Annotated in this window: 19 protein-coding genes; 8 read left to right on the top strand and 11 right to left on the bottom strand. The window is 68.9% G+C overall.

The window, feature by feature from the left end:
* Positions 1–54 precede the first annotated feature (54 nt).
* The 6 genes from eccCb to GA0070624_RS10620 form a co-directional block, all read right to left on the bottom strand.
* Positions 55–4,383, bottom strand: coding sequence for a type VII secretion protein EccCb (gene eccCb / locus GA0070624_RS10640; RefSeq protein WP_091339655.1), 4,329 nt, complete (start codon positions 4,381–4,383; stop codon positions 55–57).
* Between the two features lie 3 nt (positions 4,384–4,386).
* Positions 4,387–4,827 carry a hypothetical protein gene (locus tag GA0070624_RS10635; RefSeq protein ID WP_091339650.1) on the bottom strand — a complete coding sequence of 147 codons (441 nt, stop codon included), beginning with the start codon at positions 4,825–4,827 and terminating at the stop codon, positions 4,387–4,389.
* Between the two features lie 182 nt (positions 4,828–5,009).
* Positions 5,010–5,597: a hypothetical protein gene (locus GA0070624_RS10630; RefSeq protein WP_091339648.1), complete on the bottom strand. Its 588-nt coding sequence runs from the start codon at positions 5,595–5,597 to the stop codon at positions 5,010–5,012.
* Between the two features lie 467 nt (positions 5,598–6,064).
* Positions 6,065–6,574, bottom strand: a complete 510-nt coding sequence (locus GA0070624_RS33885; protein ID WP_141714988.1) for a hypothetical protein — start codon at positions 6,572–6,574, stop codon at positions 6,065–6,067.
* Between the two features lie 65 nt (positions 6,575–6,639).
* Positions 6,640–8,487: a glycoside hydrolase family 15 protein gene (locus GA0070624_RS10625; RefSeq protein ID WP_091339645.1), complete on the bottom strand. Its 1,848-nt coding sequence runs from the start codon at positions 8,485–8,487 to the stop codon at positions 6,640–6,642.
* A gap of 315 nt (positions 8,488–8,802) precedes the next feature.
* A complete protein-coding gene (locus GA0070624_RS10620) occupies positions 8,803–9,312 on the bottom strand; it encodes a LysE family translocator (RefSeq protein ID WP_281181048.1) in 510 nt (169 codons plus the stop codon).
* Between GA0070624_RS10620 and GA0070624_RS35665 the strand changes: the two genes are divergently transcribed.
* From GA0070624_RS35665 to GA0070624_RS36365, 8 genes are all read left to right on the top strand, one after another.
* On the top strand, positions 9,246–10,184 hold the full coding sequence (locus GA0070624_RS35665; RefSeq protein ID WP_091348573.1) for a LysR substrate-binding domain-containing protein: 939 nt from the start codon (positions 9,246–9,248) through the stop codon (positions 10,182–10,184). The two genes, GA0070624_RS10620 and GA0070624_RS35665, sit on opposite strands and share 67 nt — an antisense overlap.
* A 191-nt stretch (positions 10,185–10,375) precedes the next feature.
* Entirely contained in the window at positions 10,376–11,353 is a 978-nt protein-coding gene (locus GA0070624_RS10610) for an LCP family protein (RefSeq protein ID WP_245718740.1), read from the top strand.
* A gap of 155 nt (positions 11,354–11,508) precedes the next feature.
* A complete protein-coding gene (locus GA0070624_RS10605; RefSeq protein ID WP_281181047.1) occupies positions 11,509–11,916 on the top strand; it encodes a Fur family transcriptional regulator in 408 nt (135 codons plus the stop codon).
* 34 nt (positions 11,917–11,950) lie between these two features.
* Positions 11,951–14,146: a catalase/peroxidase HPI gene (katG, locus tag GA0070624_RS10600; protein WP_091339636.1), complete on the top strand. Its 2,196-nt coding sequence runs from the start codon at positions 11,951–11,953 to the stop codon at positions 14,144–14,146.
* A 771-nt stretch (positions 14,147–14,917) separates the two neighbouring features.
* A complete protein-coding gene (locus GA0070624_RS10590; RefSeq protein WP_245718739.1) occupies positions 14,918–16,309 on the top strand; it encodes a ferredoxin reductase family protein in 1,392 nt (463 codons plus the stop codon).
* 47 nt (positions 16,310–16,356) lie between these two features.
* Entirely contained in the window at positions 16,357–16,842 is a 486-nt protein-coding gene (locus tag GA0070624_RS10585) for an FMN-binding protein (protein WP_091339630.1), read from the top strand.
* Positions 16,839–17,573: an FAD:protein FMN transferase gene (locus GA0070624_RS10580; RefSeq protein WP_218105143.1), complete on the top strand. Its 735-nt coding sequence runs from the start codon at positions 16,839–16,841 to the stop codon at positions 17,571–17,573. Before GA0070624_RS10585 ends, GA0070624_RS10580 begins: the two co-directional genes overlap by 4 nt.
* Before the next feature lie 160 nt (positions 17,574–17,733).
* Positions 17,734–17,865, top strand: coding sequence for a hypothetical protein (locus GA0070624_RS36365; RefSeq protein ID WP_281180961.1), 132 nt, complete (start codon positions 17,734–17,736; stop codon positions 17,863–17,865).
* A 33-nt stretch (positions 17,866–17,898) separates the two neighbouring features.
* Here the strand turns inward: GA0070624_RS36365 and GA0070624_RS10575 are convergent, their stop codons facing one another.
* From GA0070624_RS10575 to GA0070624_RS10555, 5 genes are all read right to left on the bottom strand, one after another.
* A complete protein-coding gene (locus GA0070624_RS10575) occupies positions 17,899–18,741 on the bottom strand; it encodes a DUF1906 domain-containing protein (RefSeq protein ID WP_091339626.1) in 843 nt (280 codons plus the stop codon).
* Positions 18,742–18,974: 233 nt separating this feature from the next.
* The gene (locus tag GA0070624_RS10570) at positions 18,975–19,244 is read right to left on the bottom strand and encodes a hypothetical protein (RefSeq protein ID WP_091339622.1); all 270 of its coding nucleotides are present in this window, start codon (positions 19,242–19,244) and stop codon (positions 18,975–18,977) included.
* Positions 19,245–19,574: 330 nt separating this feature from the next.
* Positions 19,575–20,726 carry an epoxide hydrolase family protein gene (locus GA0070624_RS10565; RefSeq protein ID WP_091339618.1) on the bottom strand — a complete coding sequence of 384 codons (1,152 nt, stop codon included), beginning with the start codon at positions 20,724–20,726 and terminating at the stop codon, positions 19,575–19,577.
* A 359-nt stretch (positions 20,727–21,085) separates the two neighbouring features.
* A complete protein-coding gene (locus tag GA0070624_RS10560; RefSeq protein WP_091339615.1) occupies positions 21,086–22,024 on the bottom strand; it encodes a MerR family transcriptional regulator in 939 nt (312 codons plus the stop codon).
* Positions 22,025–22,378: 354 nt separating this feature from the next.
* Positions 22,379–22,798, bottom strand: coding sequence for a DUF1622 domain-containing protein (locus GA0070624_RS10555; protein ID WP_245718738.1), 420 nt, complete (start codon positions 22,796–22,798; stop codon positions 22,379–22,381).
* Positions 22,799–23,085 lie beyond the last annotated feature (287 nt).

Here is a 23,085-nt window from a genome sequence, read left to right as displayed (position 1 = left end):
TCAACCATAGGTTGACGCCATCGCCCCGTCAACCACCAGTTGACGCAAGCCGGCTCAGGGCTCGGACCAGGCGGTCTGCACGACTCGGGCGCCGTCGCGGCGGCGCACCAGCGTGCCGCGACCGGGTGGCATGGGACTGGGCCGCAGCCCACCCAGGAGGGCGCCCTCCTCCCGGTTGCCCGACATCAGCAGGCCCGGCGAGTCCAGCTCGCGCAGTCGTTGCAGCACCGGCTCGTAGAGCGCCCGGGCGGCGCCGCCGACCCGACGGGCGGTGATCAGGTGCAGGCCGATGTCGCGGGCCTGCGGCAGCAGGTCGTGCAGGGCGCTGAGCGGGTTGCTGCCGCCGGTCGCGACCAGGTCGTAGTCGTCCACCAGCAGGTAGAGGTCGGGGCCCTTCCACCAGGTGCGGGTCCGGAGCTGCTCGGTGGTGACGTCCGGCCCGGGGAGCCGGTTCAGCATGGCCTCCCGGACGGTACCGAGCACCTCGGTGAAGGCCTGGTTGGAGACCACGTATCCCAGCAGGTGCTCGCCCTCGACGGCGCCGAGCAGACTCCGGCGGTAGTCGGCGATCACCAATCGCGCCTGCGCCGGCGTCCGACGCGCGACTAGCTGACGGGCCACGAGCCGCAGCAGGTTGCTCTTGCCGCACTCGGCATCGCCGAAGACGGTCAGGTGGGGGTCAGCGTCCAGGTCGAGGTGAACGGGGGCGAGCGCGGCCTCGTCGACCCCGATCGGCAGGCCGGCGGCGGACGGGTCGGTCAGCCGGTTCAGCTCCGTCACCGACAGCCGGCGCGGCAGCAGCCGCACCGGGGGCGCGGACGCATCCGGCCACGCCCCGGCGATCCGGTCGGCGAGGGCGGCCGTCGACTCGGTCAGGTCGTCGACGCCGTGCCGGCCGTCGATCCGCGACAACGCGGTCAGGAAATGCAGCTTGCCGGGGGCCAGGCCGCGCCCGGGCGAGCGGGGCACGTTCGCCGCGGTCCGCCGGTCAATCTCCGACTCGATCGGGTCACCGAGCCGCAGCTCCAGCTTGGTGCCGAGCAGGTCGCGCAGCCCGATCCTGATCTCCGCCCACCGGGTGGCGGTGAGGACGAGGTGCACTCCGAAGCCCAGCCCCCGCTGCGCGAGGCCGACGACGGTCTCCTCGAGCTCCTCGTACTCCTGCCGGATGGCGCTCCACCCGTCCACCACGAGGAACACGTCGCCGAACCGGTCGTCGGCGAACTCCCCGGCCGCGCGCCGCCGTCGGTAGCTCGCCATGGACTCGATGCCGTGTTCGGCGAAGCGCGCCTCCCGCGCGTCGAGGACCGCGGACACCTCGGCGACGGTACGCCGGACCGCCTCCGCGTCGCGGCGGCCGGCGACGCCGGACACGTGCGGCAGCCGCTCCAGGCCACGCATCGCCCCGCCGCCGAGGTCGAGGCAGAAGAACTGCACCTCCCGCGGCGTGTGGGTCAACGCCAGCGAGGCCACGATGGCCCGCAGCATCGTGCTCTTGCCAGACAGCGGCGCACCGACCACCACGACATGCCCGCCGGCCCCGGCCAGTTCGAGCAGCAGCGGCGCCCGCCGCTGCTCCCTCGGCACGTCGACCACACCGACCGGCACGGTCAGGGTGCCGGCCGCACCGGCCGTGGTGAGGCCGCGATCCGGGTGTTGGGTCAACGGGGGCAGGAGCTCGTCCAGGCTGGGCGGGTCGGCCAGCGGCGGCAGCCAGATCTGGTGCGCGGCGAGCCCCTTCCCGCGCAGCCGGTCCACCACGATGTCGAGCAGGCTCCACCCGGCCAGCTCGGGCGGCACGGCGGCCTCGGCCTCGCCGGCGGGCAGCCCGGAGACGTACGTCGTCCGGAACCGGGTCATCCCCGCGCCGGCCTTCAGATAGCCGTGGCCGGGGGCGTTCGGCAGCTCGTACGCGTCCGGCACGCCGAGCACGATCCGGCTCTCTACCGCGGAGAAGGTCCGCAGACCGATCCGGTACGACAGGTGGGTGTCCAGACCGCGCAGCTTGCCCTCCTCCAGCCGCTGGGAGGCGAGGAGCAGGTGCACGCCGAGCGACCGGCCGAGCCGCCCGATCATCACGAACAGGTCGATGAAGTCCGGCTTGGCGGCGAGCAGCTCGCTGAACTCGTCACAGATGACGAGCAGGCTGGGCATCGGCTCCAGCTGCTCGCCGGCCGCCCGGGCCCGCTCGTAGGCTGACCGGTTGGGGAAGTTGCCGGCCGACCGGAGCAGCTCCTGGCGGCGGGCCAGTTCGCCGGTCAGCCCGTCGGCCAGCCGGTCGATCAGCGAGAGGTCATCGGCGAGATTGGTGACGATCGCGCTGGTGTGCGGCAGTAGATCCAGCGAACCGAAGGTGGCGCCGCCCTTGAAGTCCAGCATGAGGAAGTTCAGGTCGCTGGACGTGTGCCGGGCGGCCAGCGCCAGCACGATCGTGCGGAGCAGCTCGCTCTTGCCCGACCCGGTCGCGCCCACCACCAGCCCGTGCGGACCCATCCCGTCCTGGGCCGATTCCTTGAGGTCGAGGTGGACCTGCCGCCCGGTCTCGTCGATACCGACGGGCACCCGCAGGTGGTCCGGTCCGACCGGCGTCCGGTGCCCTTCGAAGCTCCACAACGCGGCATAGTTCGGCAGGTCGAAAAGGGCCAGTAGCTCGTCCCGCAGCCCTTCGGCGACCGGCCGGACCATTCCCGATCCGGCGCTCGAGGCCGGCATCCCCCAGGCCTCGGCGATCACCGCCACCAGTCCGCCGGCGCCGTCCGGCGTCCCGGCCTCGGCCTCGGGGTCGATCTCGCGGTCACCGGCGGCCAGCTCGGGCAGCGCGATCCGGAAGGTACGCCGGCCGTGGATGGCCCAGCCGGGCGTGTTCAACGGGAGGCGGGCCGCCTGGTCGGGGTTGACCAGCGACTCGTGCGGCTGCGACAGCCGGGTCTCGATCCGGGTCTGCGGCAGCTCCCGCAGTTCCTCCGGGATCACCCGCCAGCTGCGGTCGAGGACGACGACGTGGAAGCCGTACCCGAGGCCCTTGTTGGCGAGGTCGACCAACCGGGGGGTGAAGTCGGGCAGCAGGGTGGCGAAGTCCTGCCACCGGTCGACGACCAGGAAGACGTCGGGACAGGCCCCGGCGTCGAGGTCCGCCCGGCGGGCGCGCAGGCTGGTCGGCGACTCCAGCTCGTACCGGCGGAAGAGCTGCTTGCGGTCCAGGACGTCCTGCTCCAGGCGGTCGAGCAGCTTGCCCACCTCGGTCACCTCGTCGTCACCGAGGACCGTGCGGACGTGCGGCAGCCGCCCCATCGGCCCGAGCCAGTTCCCGCCCGACTCCAGGCAGTGGATCGCCACCTCGTCGTCGGAGTGGGTGAGCGCCAACCCGCCAATGATGGTGCGCAGCAGGGTGGTCTTGCCGGTGCCGGCGCGCCCGACGACGAGCAGGTGCCCCTCGGAGGACGCCAGGTCCAGCCAGACCGGCTCGCCGGCGGGCTGGTCGATCCGCTGGGCCTGGCCGACCGGCACCTTGAGCAGCCCGCGCCGACGCCAGTCGGTGGCGCAGAGCTTCACGTCGCCGGCCGGCTCCAGCGGGCCGAGCAGATCGCCGAGGCGTGGTTCCCGCTGGTCCCGCCGCCGCCGCTGACGGTGCTGCCCGTCCCGGGACAGGGCGATGTGTATCTCGTCGCTGGCGCTGCCGAACTGGCACGGCGTCTGCGCGGAGCGTTTCGGCAGCTCCAGGTGCACGTACCGCCACAGGTCGTCCGGGGTGATCCGGCCCTGCCCGGTGATGTCCGCGGCGCCGGTGCTCAGGCCCTGGATGATGATCTCGGTGAAGGCGGAGCGCAGCCGGGGCTCGGTGTCGGAGGCCGGCCTCCCGTCGTCGGCCCTCTCCACCGAGTTGGTCGCGGTGATGACGTAGCGCCCGTACCCGGTCCGCAGCTCACCGTCGATGGCCAGGTCGTCCGTGGTCTTCAGGCCGTGCCCCTCGAACGCGCCGCTGTAGCAGCAGTCGAGCAGGAGGACCGAGCTGGCCGCGTCGGACTCGTCGAGCAGTTCGCGGATGAACGAGGCGGAGATCGCGGTCGAGGAGAGGTGGTCGACCTCGGTGTTGGCGACCGCCAGGTGCAGGCGCCCGCGCTTGCTGCTGCGGACGCCGTGGCCGGAGAAGTAGAGCAGGACCAGGTCGTCCGGCCCGGCCGCCCGGAGCATCGACTCGATCGCCCGCTCGATGGAGCTCTTCGACTCGTTCTCCAGCAGCACGGTCTGGTCGAACGCGCCGACGTCCGCGTCGGCCAGGAGGCTGAGCAGGTCGCGCGCCTCTTCGCGGGGCGCGTAGAGGTCCGCCAGGGACTCGTCGATGTACCGGTCGTTGGCGATCAGCAGCGCCCGTCGCTGACCCACGACTCAGCTCCCGGTGGAGACGCCGTTCCCGGTTGGTCCCGCTAGGGCCGCGGTCGTGGAGCCGGTGGTGGTCGCGGAGGGCCCGGCCAGCAGCCCTGCCAACTGGTCGACGAGCTGCGGATCGACCCGGGTGGCTCCGGTGATGACCAGCTCGTTGTCACCGCTGCGGAGCATGATCGAGCGGGCCTTGATCCGGTCCGCGTACGCGATGGCGATCTGGGCCAGGGCCCGCATGGTGGTGGCCGAGAAGAGGCCGCCGACGACCAGCATCCCCAGCTCCCAGGCCTGCTGCGACTTGCCGTGCCCGTCGGCCGGCGACTGGGCGTACGTGATCCGCAGCCCCCGGACCGTACGCAGGTCGTCGGCGAGCCCGGCGGTGAGCGCGTCGATCCGGTCGGCGGGCAGCGCGGTGGACGGCTCGATCAGCAGGGAGAGTTCGGACACGGCGCACCTCCGGCAGGACGACAGTCTACATTCAACACCACCGACGCGGACGGCCCCGGCCCGTCCCGGACCGGGGCCGTCGGGAGACCACTAGGCGACGAAGCGGGTGCGATGGGCGGCGGCGGATGTGCCGCTGGCCGGCACCCGTGTTCGGGTGCCGGCCAGCGGCTTGGTGCTCTGTGTCAGTTGTTCCAGTGCTGGGCGACCAGGTCGGCGGCCTGCTGCTCCCACTGGGCGTAGGCGTGCGGGTAGGCCGACACCTGCACCGTCTGGGCGGCCTCGGTCAGCGGCATGTCGTGCCAGCCGTCGACCTGCTTGAGGCCCTTGAGGAACGCCATGGTCGAGTACTGCGGGTCGGTGATCTGCTCCGGGGTGCCCCAACCCGAGGACGGACGCTGCTGGAACAGGCCCAGCGAGTCGTGGTCGTTGCGCTCCCCCAGGTGACCCAGGTTCTCCAGCTTCGACTCCTGCAGGCTCGTGGCGATCGAGACCACCGCGGCCCGCTCGTCCATGCCCGACTTCTTCGTCGCGGCGATGATCGCCTTGACGTTGCCGATCTGCTCGTCGTTCAGCTTGATGTGGGACTGGGTGCCCTGCACACCGTGCGGAATCAGCTTGCCGGTGTCGACACCCGGCTTGTCCGCCTGCACCACGGCGACGGGCTTGGCGTCCACCGCGGCGGCGTGAGCGGTGGCCGGGCCGGCGAACACGCCACCGGTGAAGGCCAGACCAGCGATACCGAGCACGCTCTTACGCAGCATCGTGTTCATGATCAAAGCTCCAATTCGGGGGTCAGGCACACCCACCCGATAGGGGGCCGGGTAGATGCGCACGCACCACGGACGGGCGCTCAAAAAGTCTTCGGGGGAAAGATCCGACCGCCGGGCGGGGCTGCCACTCGCGGCGCCGGGACCGTGTGTAACGACCGGCGGCCCACCAGCATTCCGGGGCCCGTCCACCAGCCCCCAGATCAGGGGGCGGTCCTCGGTCGTACGCCAGGTATAACGACCCCGCCCCGGCCACGATTCCGGCCCCACAATGCCGCCGGTCACACCTGCCAACCGGACAATCCGGCACCAAATCGCCCAGATGGCTACGTCCCCGCCGCCCGGACAGCCGAATACGCCGGACACCAAGACCGCCCGGCGCCACGCCGCTCGCCGGATCGCATTCCGGACGGCACGAACCAACCGCCTGAATAGTCAGCTTCGCGGGAAGTAGGGGCCTGGCAGGGTTGTCAGGTGCGTCCCGCGATCGGCACGAGGGTCTCCCCGGCGAGGGCCGTTCCGTTGGCATCGAGTGGGGTCACGAGAACAGCAACGTCGGTTGGCGCGACGACAGCAGCAGGAGCCAGAAACAGCCCGGCGTGGACGTTTGCTCGCACGGCCGTCCCCTGCGACCTGACCGACACGGCTTGTGTTCCGGGCACCGGCACGTTGCCGACGAGCCCATTGAGGACCTCACTGACGCTGTACTGGTCGCCGCCACCGGCCGCTGCGACGGCTGCTTCGTGCCGACCAGAGGTGACGCTTTCGACGTACCAACCTGACGGTCCCGTCCAGAGACGCAACGTCTGGTTGCCTCCGAGGGAAGTCGTGTCGGCGATGGTGAAGCCGGCTGGCGGTTGCCACCCACGTTCAGGTTCCGGCGACCGCGGTGCGAAGACGATGATGGCGGCAATGGCCAGCGAGACAGCCGAGAGTCCGAGGATGCTTCGCGCGTTTGAGCGGGCCTTGGCGGCGTCCACGCCGCGATCGTCGCACCAGTAGGCCAGGGGCTCCAGACAGTGACAGCAAGGTCAGCCAGGATGAGTCAGTCGCCGGTCACTCTCGCGGTCGCGCGGGCGTCGAGTAGTCGGTCGAGGTTCAGGGCGGTGCCGATCAGGGAGAGGTGGCTGAACGCCTGCGGGAAGTTGCCGGTCTGCTCGCCGGTGGGGGCTATTTCCTCGGAGTAGAGGCCGAGGGGGCTGCTGTAGGTGAACATCTTCTCGAAGGTCAGCGTGGCGTCGTCGAGACGTCCGGACTGTGCGAGAGCTTGCACGTAAAAGAATGTGCACATGGTGAAGGTGCTCTCGTTGCCGGGCAGGCCGTCGGGTGAGGCGTTCGGGTCGTACCGGTAGACCAGGCTGTCGGAGACCAGTTCTGTGTCCATCGCCCGCAGCGTCGACTGCCACATGGGGTCCATGGGCGACACGAAGCCGAGGGAGGGCATGGCGAGCAGTGACGCGTCCAGGACGTCGGTTGCATAGTGCTGCACGAAGGCACGGCGTCCGGGGTGGAAGCCACGGGCCATGATCTGTTCGTAGATCTGGTTCCGGCTACTCACCCACCGGCTGGTGTCGCCCGGTCGTCCGCGTCGGTGCGCGAGGCGGACCGCCCGGTCGAGGGCTACCCACGACATCAGGCGCCCGTAGGTGAAGTCCTGCCGGCCGCCGCGGGTTTCCCAGATCCCGTCTTCGGGCTGGTCCCAGTGCTCGCAGAGCCAGTCCACCACTCGCACGGTGTCCATCCACCCCTGATGCGGGCTCTGCAGGCCGTGGCTGTCGGCGACGTGGAGGGAATTCAGTGCCTCGCCGTAGATGTCGAGTTGCAGTTGGTTGGCCGCCCCGTTGCCCACCCGCACGGGTGCCGATCCGCGGTAACCCTCGAAATGGTCGAGCACCTCCTCGGTGAGATCCGGTGAGCCGTCGACCCGGTACATGATCTGCAGCGGCACCTCCCGTTCCCTGGCCTCCCGGATCCGGTCGTCGACCCAGCGCAGGTACTGCCACGCTTCGTCGGTGAAGCCCAGCTTGAGCAGGGTGTGTACGGAGATTGACGCGTCGCGGATCCAGGTGTAGCGGTAGTCCCAGTTGCGCTGGCCGCCGATTTGCTCGGGCAGCCCCGCGGTGGGCGCGGCGATCAACGCGCCGGTCGGCGCGTACGTCATGAGTTTGAGCGTGATCGCGGACCGCTCGACCATCTCCCGCCACCGGCCGGTGTACCGGGAGCGAGCGAGCCACCGCCGCCAGAAGTCGCGGGTCTGCACGAGCAGCTCACGTACCTCGCCGGGACTGATCATGCGGGGCGGATCAGGCGATCCTGTTTCCAGGACCGCTCCGCCATAGTCGCCCTCGCGCACGGTGCCGACGATGGATATGCCCTCCTTGCTACGTTGGATCTCCACGCCAGCCTCGGGCCTGCCGTAGCTCACGGGACTCAGGGTCACCGTGAGACCAGGACTGCGGAAGATGTCACCGCCCGAGTGCACCTCGAGTTCGTGCGGATCCCGCCCATAGTTGAAGCGCGGTCGGCAGTCGAGACGGAACCGCATGGTGCCACGGACCATCCGGAGCATCCGCACCAGGCGGTGGCGGTCGGTGGGGCGATCTCCCGCGACGGGCATGAAATCCACGAGTTCACCCACGCCGTCCGCGCTGAGAAAGCGGGTGATCAGGATCGGCGTACCGGGCAGGTACAACTGCTTGCTCACGTACTCGACGCCATCCGGCGACACCTGGAAATGCCCACCCTTGCGCCGATCGAGCAGGCCGCCGAACAGGCTCGGCGAGTCGAAGCGAGGTGCGCAGAACCAGTCCACCGTCCCGTCCATCGCCACCAGCGCCGCGGTCTGCAGATCACCGATCAAGCCGTGGTCCTCCACCGCAGGGTACGAGTCCACTCAGCCCTCCCCACCCTCATCGCACCGACTGCGCCGACTACCCATGGCTGGACGGGGCACACATCGGGCTGAAACGACATCTGGGATGCCCAGAGGTCATGCGCTCCGCAGGTTGCGTCGGATTTCGGCGTACCGCCACCTGACGCCGCAACCCGACGTCGCCGGCTGCTGCGACGGAGTAGACGGCGAGGTGCATGCTCCGACATGATGAGGGATCTCTTCCCTGGGGCGCTTTATCCGTTCGTCGGGAACTAGGCCGCATTGCAGGCTTGGCTGGTCGTGCTGTTTTAGCGACCGGTTGGGGTTCGGCCGCGGTCAGGCACCGGCTGCGACTGCGACACCGAGGCACGGCAGTGTCACTCCTGTAATTACGTGCATGAGACGCCGGAATTTTGGTCTGGTGACCTGGGAGCGCCCCTTGTCGATGGCCCACACGAAGCAGCAGAACCAGGCGCCTGACACGGCCGCCCATACGACGCCGAGGGCGATGCAGGATGCGAGCACCGGGCCCTGCGCTGTGACGAACTGTGGCAGCAGTGATACGGCGAAGACACCCGCTTTGGGATTCCCGAGGCTGGTGGCCAGGCCGACGACCAAGGAGCGCCCGCCCTCTCCGGGTTTCCGTTCCTCGACCATCTTTAGCAGCGCGACAGCCGGCTGACGCAGCGACCACAGGGTCTGCGCGCCGAGGGCACAAAGCACGGCGGCACCGCCGATTCGGATGGCCAGGTACGCGCCAGGGTTGGCGAGCAGCACCGCTGACAGCCCCACTGCGGCGGCGATGGCCCATACCAGGATGCCCGTGGAGGCGCCCACGACGGTCAGCAGTCCTAGCCCTCACCCCCGCCGCCGTCTCCGGGCAGCTCGCCCGGGCAGAACGGGACTGGAAGGTGCCCCTGGTGGTCAGGGGTCCGCGAGGCGCCCGTCTGACTCCGCCCGGGCATGTTCTCGCCGATGCCGGCGACGTCATCAATGAGCAGTGCGGGCGGGTCGCCGATCGACTCACCGCCCTCATCGGCCCCCTGTCGCGGCGGCTACGGATCGGCACTTTTCAGACGGCCGCTCAGCACCTGCTACCGCCGGCGTTGACCGCGCTGCGTCACCAGCACCCCGATGCCGAGCTGTCAATCGTGGAGATCGCCTCCGACCATGGCATCGGCCTCGTTGAGGCGGGAGACCTCGACGGCGCCGTCATCTCCAGCTACCCGGCCGATATCACGCCTCCACCGACCGTTCGCGCGCATCGGCTGCTGACCGACCCGCTCGCACTGTGCCGGCCCGACGATCACCCGCTCATCCGTCGCCAACGGAAACCGCATGGGCTGCGGCTCGACCAACTTCGAGACCAACCGTGGATCGTCATCATCGCCGGGCACGCTGCCCGCCAGCAGTTCGACCAGGCCGCCGCCAACGCAGGCTTCACCCCACGGGTGCAGTTCGAGACAGAGAACTACAACGTCGCCCAATCCCTCGTCGGCACCGGCATCGGCGTCGCCATGCTCTCCCGACTGACCATCGCCCCCACGCCCGGAGCCGTCCACCGCGAGCTGACCCGGCCCCGCCTACACCGCCAGATCTACGCCGTCACCGCAGCCGACACCACCTTGACTCCGCTCGCACCGCGGTTCACCACCCTGCTGAGCCAGGTCAGCACGGAACTCGCCAACGCTTGGGCAGCACACCCAGTAGGGGCCTGATCCGCGTACGAGTCCTTTGAACATCCGCTCGCCGCGAATGTTCCGCGAGTCGCGCTGCGGCCGCGGTCACTTCAAGCTACCTCCCAGCTTGGCTAATTACTGTCGGTGACGACCGACGACCGGGTGGCGGCCGGCTGGGACGTAAGGGGCTGGAGCGGGTGCAACGAAGATCACGACGAATTCTGATCGGTGTGCTGGCGACACTGCTGGTGCTGGGCGGGGGGATCGTCGCCATCGGGGCCTACGGCCGTTCGCTCAACGACAACCTGGCCCGCACGGACGCCTTCGCCGGGCTCCCGGAGAGCGCCCGCCCGACGCAGGCGGTCACCGGCGCCATGAACGTGCTGCTGCTCGGCAGCGACTCCCGCGACCCGGACACGACCGCGAACTCCCGGACCGACACGATCATGCTGCTGCACCTCGACGCCGACCACAAGAAGGCGGAGGTCATCTCGATCCCTCGGGACACCTGGGTCTTCGTCCCGAAGTCGACCAACGGCCGGCACGGAGACACCATGGCGAAGATCAACTCTGCGTACGCCTGGGGCGGCACCCCGCTGATGGTGCAGACCGTGGAGACCTTTACCGGCGTCCACATCGACCACGTGGCACTGATCGACTTCGCCGGTTTCAAGCAGGTGGTCAACGCCCTCGGCGGCGTGGATCTGAAGATCGAAAAGAACATCACCTCGATCCACCCGCCGTACCGGACCTTCAAGAAGGGCACCCAGCATCTGGACGGCGCGGAAGCACTGGACTACGTACGCCAGCGTCACCAGTTCACCGACGGCGACTTCAGCCGGGAACGGCACCAGCGGGAGTTCCTGCAGGCACTGCTCGACCGGGCGGCGAGCATCGGCACCCTGTCGAACCCGGTCAAGCTCAACGCCTTCCTTCAGGCCGTCACCAAATCGGTAACCGTTGACAAGAACTTCGACCTGGTCGACGTCGCACTGGAACTGCGGGACCTGCGCAGCGAAGATCTAACCTTCCTGGGCAGCCCGAGCGCGGGGAGCGGCACCAGGAATGGGCAAAGTGTAGTGCTGTCGGACACCGCCAAGGCCCGAACGCTCTACCAGGCGGTCGCCGACGACACGGTCCAGGAGTACGTGAGGGGAAGCACGGCGCCGAAGCCGTCCCCGACCCACTCCGCCAACTCCCGTCTCTAACTCGGCCTGATCTGGGCCTTCGTTGGCGTAGTTCGGACAGCCGCAGGCTCCCCGCTACTCCCCATCTGGCCCCGCGGCGCCACGGATTCTGGATGCGTTCAAGAAGAAACTGGAGCATACTGCGCAGAGTGCCCACGACCTCGGACTTCGAGCGCATGCTGCGTGGGGCCGCGCTCCGCGTGACCCGTCCGCGGCTGGCGGTGCTGACCGCAGTGCACGCGCATCCGCACGCCGACACCGTCTCGATCTTCGGTGCCGTGCGCAGGGAGCTTCCCGAGGTATCCCACCAGGCCGTGTACGACGTGCTGCGTGCGCTGACCGCTGCGGGGCTGTTGCGGCGCATCGAGCCGTCCGGCTCGGCGGCTCGCTACGAGTCGCGGGTCGGGGACAACCACCACCACGTTGTATGTCGGTCGTGCGGTGCCATCGCCGACGTCGACTGCGCCGTGGGCGAGGCTCCCTGTTTGGCCGAGTCCGACAGCCAGGGCTTCCGGATCGACGAGGCTGAGGTCACCTACTGGGGCGTTTGTCCCGAGTGTCTCGCGGCACCACCAATCAGTTGACTGAACGAGACATCAAGACAGGAGAAGGACCGACGTGTCTGATCGCGGCAGCGAAAGCGAGAACCCAGTAATCCCCTCCCCGGCTCCCAAGCCGACCAAGCCCAAAGCGAACCAGGACTGGTGGCCGAATCAGCTGAACCTGCAGGTTCTGCACCAGCACTCGCCGCGATCCAATCCGATGGGCGAGGACTTCGACTACGCCGAGGAGTTCAAGACCCTCAACATGGAGGAGCTCAAGCAGGACATCCTCGACGTGATGACGACGTCGCAGGACTGGTGGCCGGCCGACTACGGCCACTACGGACCGCTCTTCATCCGGATGAGCTGGCACGCCGCCGGCACGTACCGCATCGAAGACGGCCGCGGCGGGGCCGGCGACGGCGCCCAACGTTTCGCCCCCCTCAGCAGTTGGCCTGACAACGCGAACCTCGACAAGGCCCGCCGGTTGCTGTGGCCGGTCAAGCAGAAGTACGGCCGGAAGATCTCGTGGGCCGACCTGCTGGTCTACACCGGCAACGTTGCCCTGGAGTCGATGGGCTTCAAGACCTTCGGCTTCGGCTTCGGGCGAGAGGACATCTGGGAGCCCGAGGAGATCTTCTGGGGGCCTGAGGACACGTGGCTCGGAGACGAGCGCTACAGCGGTGACCGGGAACTCGCCGGTCCACTCGGCGCCGTGCAGATGGGCCTCATCTACGTGAATCCGGAGGGTCCCAACGGCAACCCGGATCCGCTGGCGGCCGCCCGGGACATCCGGGAGACCTTCGGCCGGATGGCGATGAACGACGAGGAGACAGTGGCGCTCATCGCCGGCGGCCACACGTTCGGCAAGACCCATGGTGCCGCCTCGGCCGAGTACGTCGGCCCCGAGCCCGAGGGTGCTCCAATCGAGAGCCAGGGCCTTGGCTGGAAGAACACCTTCGGCAGCGGCAAGGGCAAGGACACGATCACCAGCGGGCTCGAGGGTGCGTGGACGCCCACCCCGATCACGTGGGACAACAGCTTCTTCGAGACCCTCTTCGGTTATGAGTGGGAGCTGACCGAGAGCCCGGCCGGCGCCAAGCAGTGGAAGCCGAAGGACGGCGCCGGGGCGGACGCCGTGCCCGACGCGCACGACCCGTCGGTCAGGCACGCCCCGATGATGGCCACGACCGACCTCGCGCTGCGCGTGGACCCGATCTACGAGCCGATCTCGCGGCGCTTCATGGAAAACCCGGATCAGCTCGCAGACGCGTTCGCCAAGGCGTGGTACAAGCTGTTGCACCGCGACATGGGGCCCGTCTCGCGCTACCTCGGCCCGTGGGTCCCGGAGCCGCAACTGTGGCAGGACCCCGTCCCGGCGGTCGATCACGAGTTGATCGCGTACGAGGACATCGCGGCCCTCAAGGACAAGGTCCTCGCATCGGGACTGTCCATCTCCCAGTTGGCCTCGACCGCTTGGGCGTCGGCGGCGAGCTTCCGCGGCACCGACAAGCGCGGCGGGGCCAACGGGGCGCGGATCCGCCTCGCGCCGCAGAAGAACTGGGAGGTCAACAACCCGGCCGAGCTCGCCACGGTGCTGCAGACACTGGAGCAGATCCAGCAGGACTTCAACAACTCACAGTCCGGTGGGAAGAAGGTCTCACTTGCTGACCTGATCGTCCTAGGCGGATGCGCGGCGGTCGAGCAAGCGGCGAAGAACGCCGGCCATGACATCACGGTGCCGTTCGTGCCGGGCCGTACGGACGCCTCCCAGGAGCAGACCGACGTGGAGTCGTTCGCGGTGCTCGAACCGACCGCCGACGGGTTCCGCAACTACCTCCGAGCCGGAGAGAAGCTCCCGGCGGAGGTCCGGTTGTTGGACCGGGCCAACCTGTTGACGCTCAGCGCTCCCGAGATGACGGTTCTGATCGGCGGCATGCGGGCCCTGAACGCCAACGTGGGGCAAGCACCACACGGTGTCTTCACCGACCGGCCCGGGTCGTTGACGAACGACTTCTTCGTGAACCTGCTCGACATCGGCACGGACTGGAAGGCATCCACCTCGGCCGAGAGCGTGTTCGAGGGTCGCGATCGTGCCACGGGCGAGGTCAAGTGGACCGCCACCACCGTTGATCTCGTCTTCGGTTCGAACTCCCAGCTTCGAGCGATCGCGGAGGTCTACGCCAGTCACGACGCGCAGGAGAAGTTCGTCCAGGACTTCGTCGCGGCGTGGGGCAAGGTCATGAACCTCGACCGGTTCGACCTCGCCTGATGCGACGGGGGCCCCGGTCACCGAGGACGTGACCGGGGCGCCTCCGTCGCCGCAACGGACTCGTGCGGTCCCGCCGAGCACCTGGGATCGCATCCGAGAGCACCGCTGAGCCGGGGGCGTTGCTGGCCCGACGCCGGCGCCGCTGTGGTGCCGGGCGCCGACCAGATCGCCCCAGCACAGCCGCCAAACGGCCACGAATCCATCGCCCGAGGACTCGGACGCGCAGAGCCATCCGCTTGACCCACGCCGGCAGCGACGGGCCGACGGCGTGCGGCCCAGCAGGGCGAGCTTGCTCCGGCCGCTGACATGAACGGCGCGAATGCGGGAAGAAGCGGTTCTCCGTCGTGAGCGGATCAGGTCGAGGAGGGCAGTCGTACGAGTGGGGCGAGCATGCGGGTGGTGATCCCCACGCACCTGTTCTGCAGCACCTGTGCGATGTGCTCCTGCGGGCTCTCTTCGGGCCGGGCCGAGGGGCCGGGCGCCGCGTACGGCTACGCCGGGATGGGCCCCTATCAGGCGCCCAGGCCGACCTGCGCCGCTTGCCGTGGGCCGACGCGAACCGCCCACAGGTGCCCGGGGAGCCCGGCGACGCGCACGAGGACGACTTCGTCCTGACTCGCCGGTGTATTGGGCGCGATCGCGCTCGGTCACCTTTGTCCGGTACGACGCCTTCTGACCGATTCTCCGATCGCACCACACGCTCGCCGGCGGATCCCGGAGATGCCGACGGTTAACGGGCGAACAGGCGGGGCGGGTGCGGAAGGGGGTCTTGTGACTGGGAAGGCGCAGGCGGCCGGCGTGGCGGCCAGGCCCGTACGAACCGCCGCGTGGTCGTGGTGGGCCGACGTGATCGCCTCGGCCGGCGCGTTCAGCCTGCTGATCGTAGTCGCGCTCTGGGTGCGGGGCGGTGGTGTGCAGGGTCTTCGTGGCTGGGCGGCGGGCCTGACGTCGGTCGGCCGGTTGACCGGGCTTGTCGCGGCCGACCTGCTGCTCATCCAGGTGCTGCTGATGGCGCGCGTGCCGTGGATCGAGGGCACCTACGGACAGGACACACTCGCCCGTTGGCACCGCGTCGTCGGGTTCGTGTCCTTTGATCTGCTGCTCGCGCACATCGTGCTGATCACGGTCGGGTACGCCGCGACGGATGGGGTCTCCGTGACAGGCGAGGCGTGGAGCCTCGTCACCACGTACCCGGGAGTGCTGCTGGCGGTGGCCGGGGCGGCCGCCCTGGCGATGGTCGTGCTCACCTCCCTGCGGGCCGCGCGGCGGCGGCTGCGCTACGAGGCGTGGCACCTGCTGCACCTGTACGCCTACCTCGGCGTCGGCCTGGCGCTGCCGCATCAGCTCTGGACCGGGGCCGACTTCACCAGCTCCCGGGCCGCGACGTTGTACTGGTGGACGGCGTACGCCGCGTGCGCCGGCGCGGTGGTCGCCTTCCGGCTCGGGCTGCCGGCCTGGCGGACGCTGCGGCACCGGCTCACGGTCGCCTCAGTCGTCCCGGAGGCTCCCGGCGTTCACTCGATTTACATGCGCGGACGCCACCTGGACCGGTTGCCGGTACGCGCCGGGCAGTTCTTCCAGTGGCGCTTCCTCAGCGGCCCGGGTTGGAGTCGCGGCCATCCGTACTCGCTGTCCGCGGTACCGCGTGAGGACATGCTGCGGATCACGGTGCGTTCCCGCGGCGAGGGCAGCGAGAAGGTATCAGAGTTACGGCAGGGTACCCGTGTGCTGATTGAGGGGCCGTACGGCCGGCTGACCGCCGCCCGGCGCACGGCTCCCCGGGTCACCATGATCGCGTCCGGGATCGGAATTACCCCGCTGCGGACGTTGTTGGAATCATTACCGTACGCGCCGGGCGAAGCCACGCTGCTGTTCCGGGCGCGCTCGGCAGAAGACCTGGTGTTTCGCCAGGAACTGGAGCGCCTGACGGCCGTCCGTGGCCTGCGCGTGGAGTACCTGTTGGGGCCGCGCGGGCGGGCGGGCTCGTGGTTGCCCGCCGGCTTCGCCGACGACGCAAAAGCCTTGCGTGAGCTTGTCCCGGACATCGCGCAGCACGACGTGTTCGTCTGCGGACCGGATGAGTGGATGCAATCGGTGGTCCGGGCGGCGCGGCAGGCAGGCGTGCCGGCGGAGCACATTCATCTTGAGCGCTTTACCTGGTAACTCCACCACCCATCCTCATGGGCACTCACAATCCTGAGGAGGACGACATGCGCAAGATCACTATGTGGTTCCTCGCCACGATCGCCGTGGTGGTACTTCTCTTCAGCTACCGGACGTCGACCGGACTCGGCGGCTCGCCTTCGGCCGGGACCTTTGGCGGCGCAAGCGCGCCGGCCGTGGAGACCGGCCCCGGTGCGGCGGCGGACCCCAAGGCGTCACGCGGCACCGTCACACGGTCCGGTTCCACCACCGTCGCCGACGGTCCAGTCGTGCAGACGAAGCGGGGGCCCGTCCAGGTGCAGGCCCACCTCAGCGGCGGCCGGATCACCGACATCACACCGGTGACGGTGCCGGACGAGAACAACCGCTCCCGCGAGATCAACAAGCATGCGGTGCCGCAGCTGCGCGCGGAGGCGCTCGCCGCGCAGAACGCGCAGGTCGATGCGGTGTCCGGGGCGACGCTGACCAGCGAGGGCTACACGAAGTCGCTCCAGGCCGCGCTGGACTCCGCTCAGTTCAAGGCCAAGCCGTGACCAGGCGGGCGTTCGTCGAGCAGATCATGGGTCTGCCCGTCAGCGTGCATGTGCGCGGTCCCGGTGCCGACTCCCCGGCGGCGGCGAACGCCGTCGCCGGGGCCTTCGCCGAACTGCGCGCGATGGACGCCGTCTTCAGCCCGTACCGCCCGGACAGCCGGCTGAGCGCGCTGAACCGGGGAGAGCCGGTACATGATCCGTTGGTCGACGCCGTACTCGACCTGTGCGAGCAGGCGCGGCAGCGTACGGGCGGCTACTTCAACGCGTATCTTCCCGAACCCGGCGGTGGCACCCGCTTCGACCCGTCCGGCCTCGTCAAGGGCTGGGCCGTCGAGCGCGCCGCGGAGCACATGGAGGGGTACGAGTTCTACCTGAATGCCGGTGGGGACATGACGGTACGCGGATCCTGGCGCGTGGGCGTGGAGGATCCGGCACAGCCCGATCAGCTCCTCACCACCATCGAGGTCGTCGACGAAGCCGTCGCGACCTCGGGCAGTGCACACCGCGGAGCGCACATCGTCGATCCGCACACCGGCGCCCCCGCTCGGGGCCTGCGCTCGGTCACCGTCACCGGCCCGTCCCTGACCTGGACGGACGTGTACGCGACCGCAGCGGCTGCCCAGGGACCTCAGGCGGTGACATGGCTCGCCACGCTACCCGGGTACGAGGCCCTGCTCGTCGGCGACGACGGTGCCCTACTGGCCACGCCCGGCTGGCCACTACCCGCGTAACCTGGGCCATCGCTCCCCGACCATCACCAAGTCTCCGCGGGTCAAATCTCGGGCAAAGCCGGCAGGACGGGCGGGAAGATGACGACACGCGGTGCCAGCCCGCTGAGAAGGCCCGGGGAGCCGCGGCGGGCGAACTTCCTGGAGCTGTTTCTTCGACCTGGTGTTTGTCGTCGCGCTCGCCCAGCTCTCGCAGGCCCTGACGCAGGCAACTGAACATGTCGATGTCGAGCACCTGATCGGCCACGATCTTCTTCAAGCGCACGACGTACACGAGCGATGCTGGCGGCGATGACGGCGACCGCTGTGGCGACCTTCATTGGGTCCATCAGCCGGCCCCCGGAACGAGCCGCACCGAGGCGAGCACCTCGCGCAGCTGCTCGACCGTTACCCCGGGCTGCAGCAGCGGGGCGAGCGCCTCCGCAAGAGCTTGCTCGTCGACGTCGGCCAGGGGCCGCGCCTGCAGCTCCTTCACGCCGCGGTAGGTGTCCTGCAGCGCCACGCCGACGGTCGGGCCGGTGCTGCCGAGTATCCGGCCGAGTAGCCGGGTGGCCACGAGGTCGGCGTCCGCGTTGGTCAGTGGCATGTCGTCTCCTTGTCCCCATTGGCCGTAGTCAGCTGCCTTGGCGCGGCACAGGTCGACGGTGCCGCCGGCGAGGGCCACGTGATTGCGGTACTGCTCGAGATGGTTGCCGGGCACCCACACGCCACCCGACCATGCGTAGGTCTGCCAATACCACGCCGCGACCCGGTCACGCCGGGCCCATTCGATCGCCCGCCGGCCGCCGTACACCCCGACCCGGCCGGCGCCGATGACGCTGGCCGCGCCGCGCAGCGCGTCGGCGACCACCGACCACTGTCCCGAGGTCACGTCGAAATCCACCGACAGGTAGATCGGCCGGTCGGCAGGCATGCCCACCGCACGGAAGTGCGCGTCGGCCTGACGCGCCCAGTCGATGCCGGCCGACCGGCCGCCAAGCAATCCGTCGGCTGCGCCTTCGGCGTTGGCCACGATGGACAGCCCGGCCTTGATGAGTGCGCTCGCTTCCGCGGCGTCGATGTGCTTCCAGCTTCCGCCGGGCCCGCCGTACCTGACAACGAACTTCTTGCCGGCCGCGACCAGCCCGGCAACGCTCGGCCGGTCCCCGGAGTAGTCAACACCCTCGATCACGAGTCACCTCTCGCTACGGTGTCGTTTGAACGACAGGCTCCGCTCGCAACCTGAATGCACGCTGATTGCCGTGACGCCGATCGATCTGGACCGGCCGCCGCTCGGTCGTCACCGGCGTAATCGACGCCTTCGATCGCCATCACACCCTCGACCAGGATCTTGCTGACGGCCATCGACGGCCCAGACGGCCCCGAGACGGCCCAGGGAATTATTGGGCTACCTTTCCGAGGTGGTCACTCAGCGTTAGGTGACACGAGGCCCAAGCCACGGGGGTGGAGGCGGATGAACTCGCGCCACCCTGTGTCTGTTTCCTCGGCGGCCACCTGCTGGAACGTGGCTACCAGGGACCTGCTAACGGCGTCGAACAGGTTCTGTAGCGGCGCGACATCCTCCAGCGCACGCATTGCCGAGTCGGGGTCGACCGCGTCGCTGTCACTGTGCTCCAGGAAGGTCAGACATGCCAACAAGCTATCGATCAACGCCTTTTGGAGATTGTCTGGCATGAGGCGACGCTACAGGTGCCACTTGGCGTTGAACTGTCACCCGCCTGTTGCCCTATTCGGCGAAGCTGGTCAACCCGCGTTGAGCTGCGTAAGCCCATGGTGTCGATGGTCTTCCTTGGTCATCGCTGGTCCGCCCTTGACGGCGTGGCGACGGCCTGGACCTGGTCCTCGTCGACTCGCATGAAGCCGGCTCCCCGGCCGCCTCACTCCCTTGCGAGTTACCGGCGTTTGGCAGGCGCGTCGAAGTGAACGCACTCGTGGGTGGCTTTTCGACCGATGTATGAGACCGGCAGCGGGAGCCGGGCCGATGTGACCCGGCTCCCTTGCTGATCAGTACGGGCGGAGCGACGTGAAGAACTGCCTCAGTTCGCCGGCGAGCAGGTCCGGTTCCTCCAGCGGCATGAAGTGTCCGCCCCTACCTGGCTCGCTCCAGTGCCGGATGTCGGTGCAGGCGCGTTCGGCGATCTCGCGGGGGAAGTTGGCCTGCGAGGGTTCGGTGCTCACCGTGAACGCGGCGGGCACGGTGATAGCGGGTCGTGGGCTGTTGTGACCAAAGTCGAAGTACTGCCGGAACGAGGAGCCGATTGCGCCGCTGGTCCAGTACAGGGTGATGGTCGTGAGCAGGGTGTCCCGGTCGAACCGGCTTTCCAAGTCCCCGTGGTTGTCGCTCCAGTCTCGGTACTTGTCGACGAGCCAGGCGGCCAGTCCGGCTGGGGAGTCGGTCAGTGCCGCGGCGATGGTGTCCGGCCGGGTGCCCATGATGGCGCTGTAGCCGCCGTCCGTCTCGTCGTACGCCGCTTCGGCATCGAGATACGCCTGCTCGGCGGGCGAAAGCGGATGGGAGTCGAAGCTGGCCGGGAACGGTGGGTGGATCATGTGAATGCCGGCCACCTGCTCGGGGTACAGCGCGCCCAGCCAACCGGTGACGACACCGCCGACATCGCCACCGAAGGCGCCGTAACGCCGGTAGCCAAGGACGTCCGTCATCAACAGGTGCAGCGTCTGCGCCATCGTAGCGCGGGTGAGCGGACCCTTCGGCAGCTCCGAGTAGAGGAAGCCTGGCAGCGAGGGCACCACCACGTCGAACGCGTCGGCGGGGTCGCCCCCGTACTCGGCGGGGTTGGTCAGACGATCGACCAGCGGCAGCATCTCCACGAAGCTGCTGGGCCAGCCGTGGCTCAGGATCAGCGGCAGCCGTGCGGGCGCGCCTGCCGGACGCACCCCTGGCACGCGAAGGAAATGCATGCGCCGGCCGCCGATCTCGGTCTGGAAATGGGGCAATGCGTTGAGTTCGGCTTCGCGAGCGCGCCAGTCGAACGTATCGACCCAGTAGGAGACCAGGTGCCGCAGGTAATCGGGGTCCATGCCGGCCTGCCACGGCCGATCGCCACTACGGTCCGTGAAGCGGGTACGGGCCAGCCGAGCCCGCAGGTCGTCGAGTACCTCGTCCGATACATCGATACGAAACGGGGAGAAGGTCATTGTTCCTCCGGTTAGGAGGGCGCTCCCCGACGCGAGGTCAGCGGACAGGGATGGCCGGGTGGAGCGCCCAGACGTGACATTGGGTTCTCACCGGGCTCACCTCCCCTCATCGCTGACAGCGGTCACCATACACGAACTTTTCTGCCGCTGACCGCGCGCCTCTGACCGACTGTCGAGTCCGGCCCGGCGTCCGGCTGAGTAGTAACTCGGTGTGACAGTGGCAGCCCATCGCGCGGGAACCCGGGTCGCGGTAGACCTCCGTCAGCGGTTCGACGTCCTCGTCACTCCACGTCCGCAGGAGCAGGGCGGCGGCGGCGGCGGTACTGCATCAACCCGCAACTCGACGGTCATGGCGGCCGCTACGTTGGTGTCCGGGCACTCAAGGCCCGGATGGTCCAGTGGAACACCGGCCCCAGGCTTTCGGTCGCCGGCCAGCCGTTGATCACAGAAAGCAGCTGCAGGTACCGCTCCCTGCGCGGGTCGCTCGCACACTCCAGCCGGACCAACAACCAGCGCCGAAGGTCGACGTCGTCGGGGCGACCGCAATCGCGCGCGTACTGATCCATCACCGCTGCGACGACAGGATCGGCCTGCGGTGACACCGGGTCGATGCCAGCCACCAGGGCTGGCACGACCTGGTCCCGGACCATCGCGACAGCATCACGGCGCACGCCCAAAGTGTTGCCATGGGCACGGTCGGCCGCGTGTTGCTCAGCCACACGCCGCATGCCGGCGCGAAAGTCCGGGTCCTGGGACAGTTCGGCCAGCTCGACCCACGCCTGGACCTGCTCGGCCTCGGGGTTGTCGGGCAGCTCGGGCGTCATCGAGCGCATGATCCCCGCGAACTCAGGGTTGGCTTCCAGGCCGCCGAAGGCAGCGTCAAGAAATTCGCTGATCAGGCGCTGCCGTTCATCCTCGGAGAGCTTAGCCAGCTTGTGCATGAGATCCATCTCCTCAGGGGTGGACCCGCGCTTGGCCACTGCCGTCAACACCGCGCGCCGTCGGCGCAGCATTCGGATCTGCACCGCCAGTGCTTCGGCGTGCGCTGCGGCGACCTCTTGGAGCGAGATCTCCCGGTCCACGACCTTGCGGATCGTGGCAAGGTCCAATCCCAGGTCGCGCAGCGTCCGCACGAGGTCCAAGCGTGCGACGGCCTCGATCCCGTAGAGGCGGTAGCCGGTCGGGCTGCGGTCAGTCGGCGGCACGATCCCGCGGTCGGAGTAGAACCGGATGGTCTTGACCGTCAGCCCGGTCCGCCGCGCCAGATCGCCGATCGTGTAGAGCGTGTCGCCGTTCATGCCATCACCCTCGCGCCTCCCCCTGATGGAGACTCAAGCCGTTCGCCCGCCACCAGCCCCTGCTCGTCCACACCTGCGGCAACTTTGTCGCGGTTTCTGCCAATCGCCAAAGCGGAGATCGTCTACCCATACCTGTCACGCACGTCCCGAGACCCGACACGGCCGACGGCCGGCCCGATCGAACGCATGTTCGACTAGGGTGCTGGGGGTGGACACGGCCGCTGGTGGAATGGGGCATGGGGCCGCATGGCCCGGCGGGACCGGCCGCCACCTGCACTCAAGCACGAAGCCCTTCCGCCAGGCCCACGGCAGGGATCCTGCGTGTCGGGTACAACAAGTGCACCCGGAGTCACCTCACCGTCCCGGGCGGGCGCTTACGTCCGGACCACTTACCGGTCCGTTGCCCTGCCAGGGCCAGCGTCCGCCGAGCTCCACCTGCAGCGAGAGGCTGAGGAAGGTCCGGACCAGCACGATCAGGGCCAGCACACCGACGCTGTTGAAGGTGGGTGAGACCGCCACCGAACGGATGATGTCGCCACCGACCAGGAACTCAAGGCCGAGCAGGATGGCCCGCCCGACGCCCTGCCGGTACGGCGGGTAGACGTCGACCAGCCGACGGGTCCGCCACCAGCCCAGCGCGAAGACGACGGTGGCGATAGTGACGCCCACTGCGATAACCAGTACTCCGGCGAGGTCCAGAAGCGTCCCGATCGTCTGGATGATCTCCTTGGTCAACACCCGACACCCCCGCACGGCACCCTGCGGAACTACCATTCCGCATCTCCTGCCACCGTCGGGTCCGTTTCGGCAGTTCAGCGCTATCTCTGCTGCTGGCTGGGTGTTCCGCCGCGAGGATGACCCCCGTCGGGGGAGCCGGATACACCTCGTCGTCTCGTGCCGATCGTTGCCGACCACGGTCGAGCGGCTGACGCTAAGCGTCCTCTGCCGCCTCGTACCCGCCTGGATCAAAGCGCTTGCTGCCTCGTTGCTGCCTCCGGCCTCGGCCTGGTCGTCGCCGTAGCCATGAACCTATGGTGTTGGAGTGACCCGGTCGGACAACG

The organism is Micromonospora rhizosphaerae (genome assembly GCF_900091465.1).
GTDB classification, from domain to species: Bacteria; Actinomycetota; Actinomycetes; order Mycobacteriales; family Micromonosporaceae; genus Micromonospora; species Micromonospora rhizosphaerae.
This window is presented reverse-complemented; position numbering and strand designations above follow the sequence as displayed.

Excerpts from the sequence above, each read along its gene's own strand:
- GA0070624_RS10630 (WP_091339648.1), bottom strand. The coding sequence starts at position 5,597 with ATGAACACGATGCTGCGTAAGAGCGTGCTCGGTATCGCTGGTCTGGCC.
- GA0070624_RS10605 (WP_281181047.1), top strand. The coding sequence starts at position 11,509 with ATGCTGCGTGGGGCCGCGCTCCGCGTGACCCGTCCGCGGCTGGCGGTG.
- GA0070624_RS10585 (WP_091339630.1), top strand. The coding sequence starts at position 16,357 with ATGCGCAAGATCACTATGTGGTTCCTCGCCACGATCGCCGTGGTGGTA.
- GA0070624_RS10570 (WP_091339622.1), bottom strand. The coding sequence starts at position 19,244 with ATGCCAGACAATCTCCAAAAGGCGTTGATCGATAGCTTGTTGGCATGT.
- GA0070624_RS10565 (WP_091339618.1), bottom strand. The coding sequence starts at position 20,726 with ATGACCTTCTCCCCGTTTCGTATCGATGTATCGGACGAGGTACTCGAC.
- GA0070624_RS10560 (WP_091339615.1), bottom strand. The coding sequence starts at position 22,024 with ATGAACGGCGACACGCTCTACACGATCGGCGATCTGGCGCGGCGGACC.
- GA0070624_RS10555 (WP_245718738.1), bottom strand. The coding sequence starts at position 22,798 with ATGGTAGTTCCGCAGGGTGCCGTGCGGGGGTGTCGGGTGTTGACCAAG.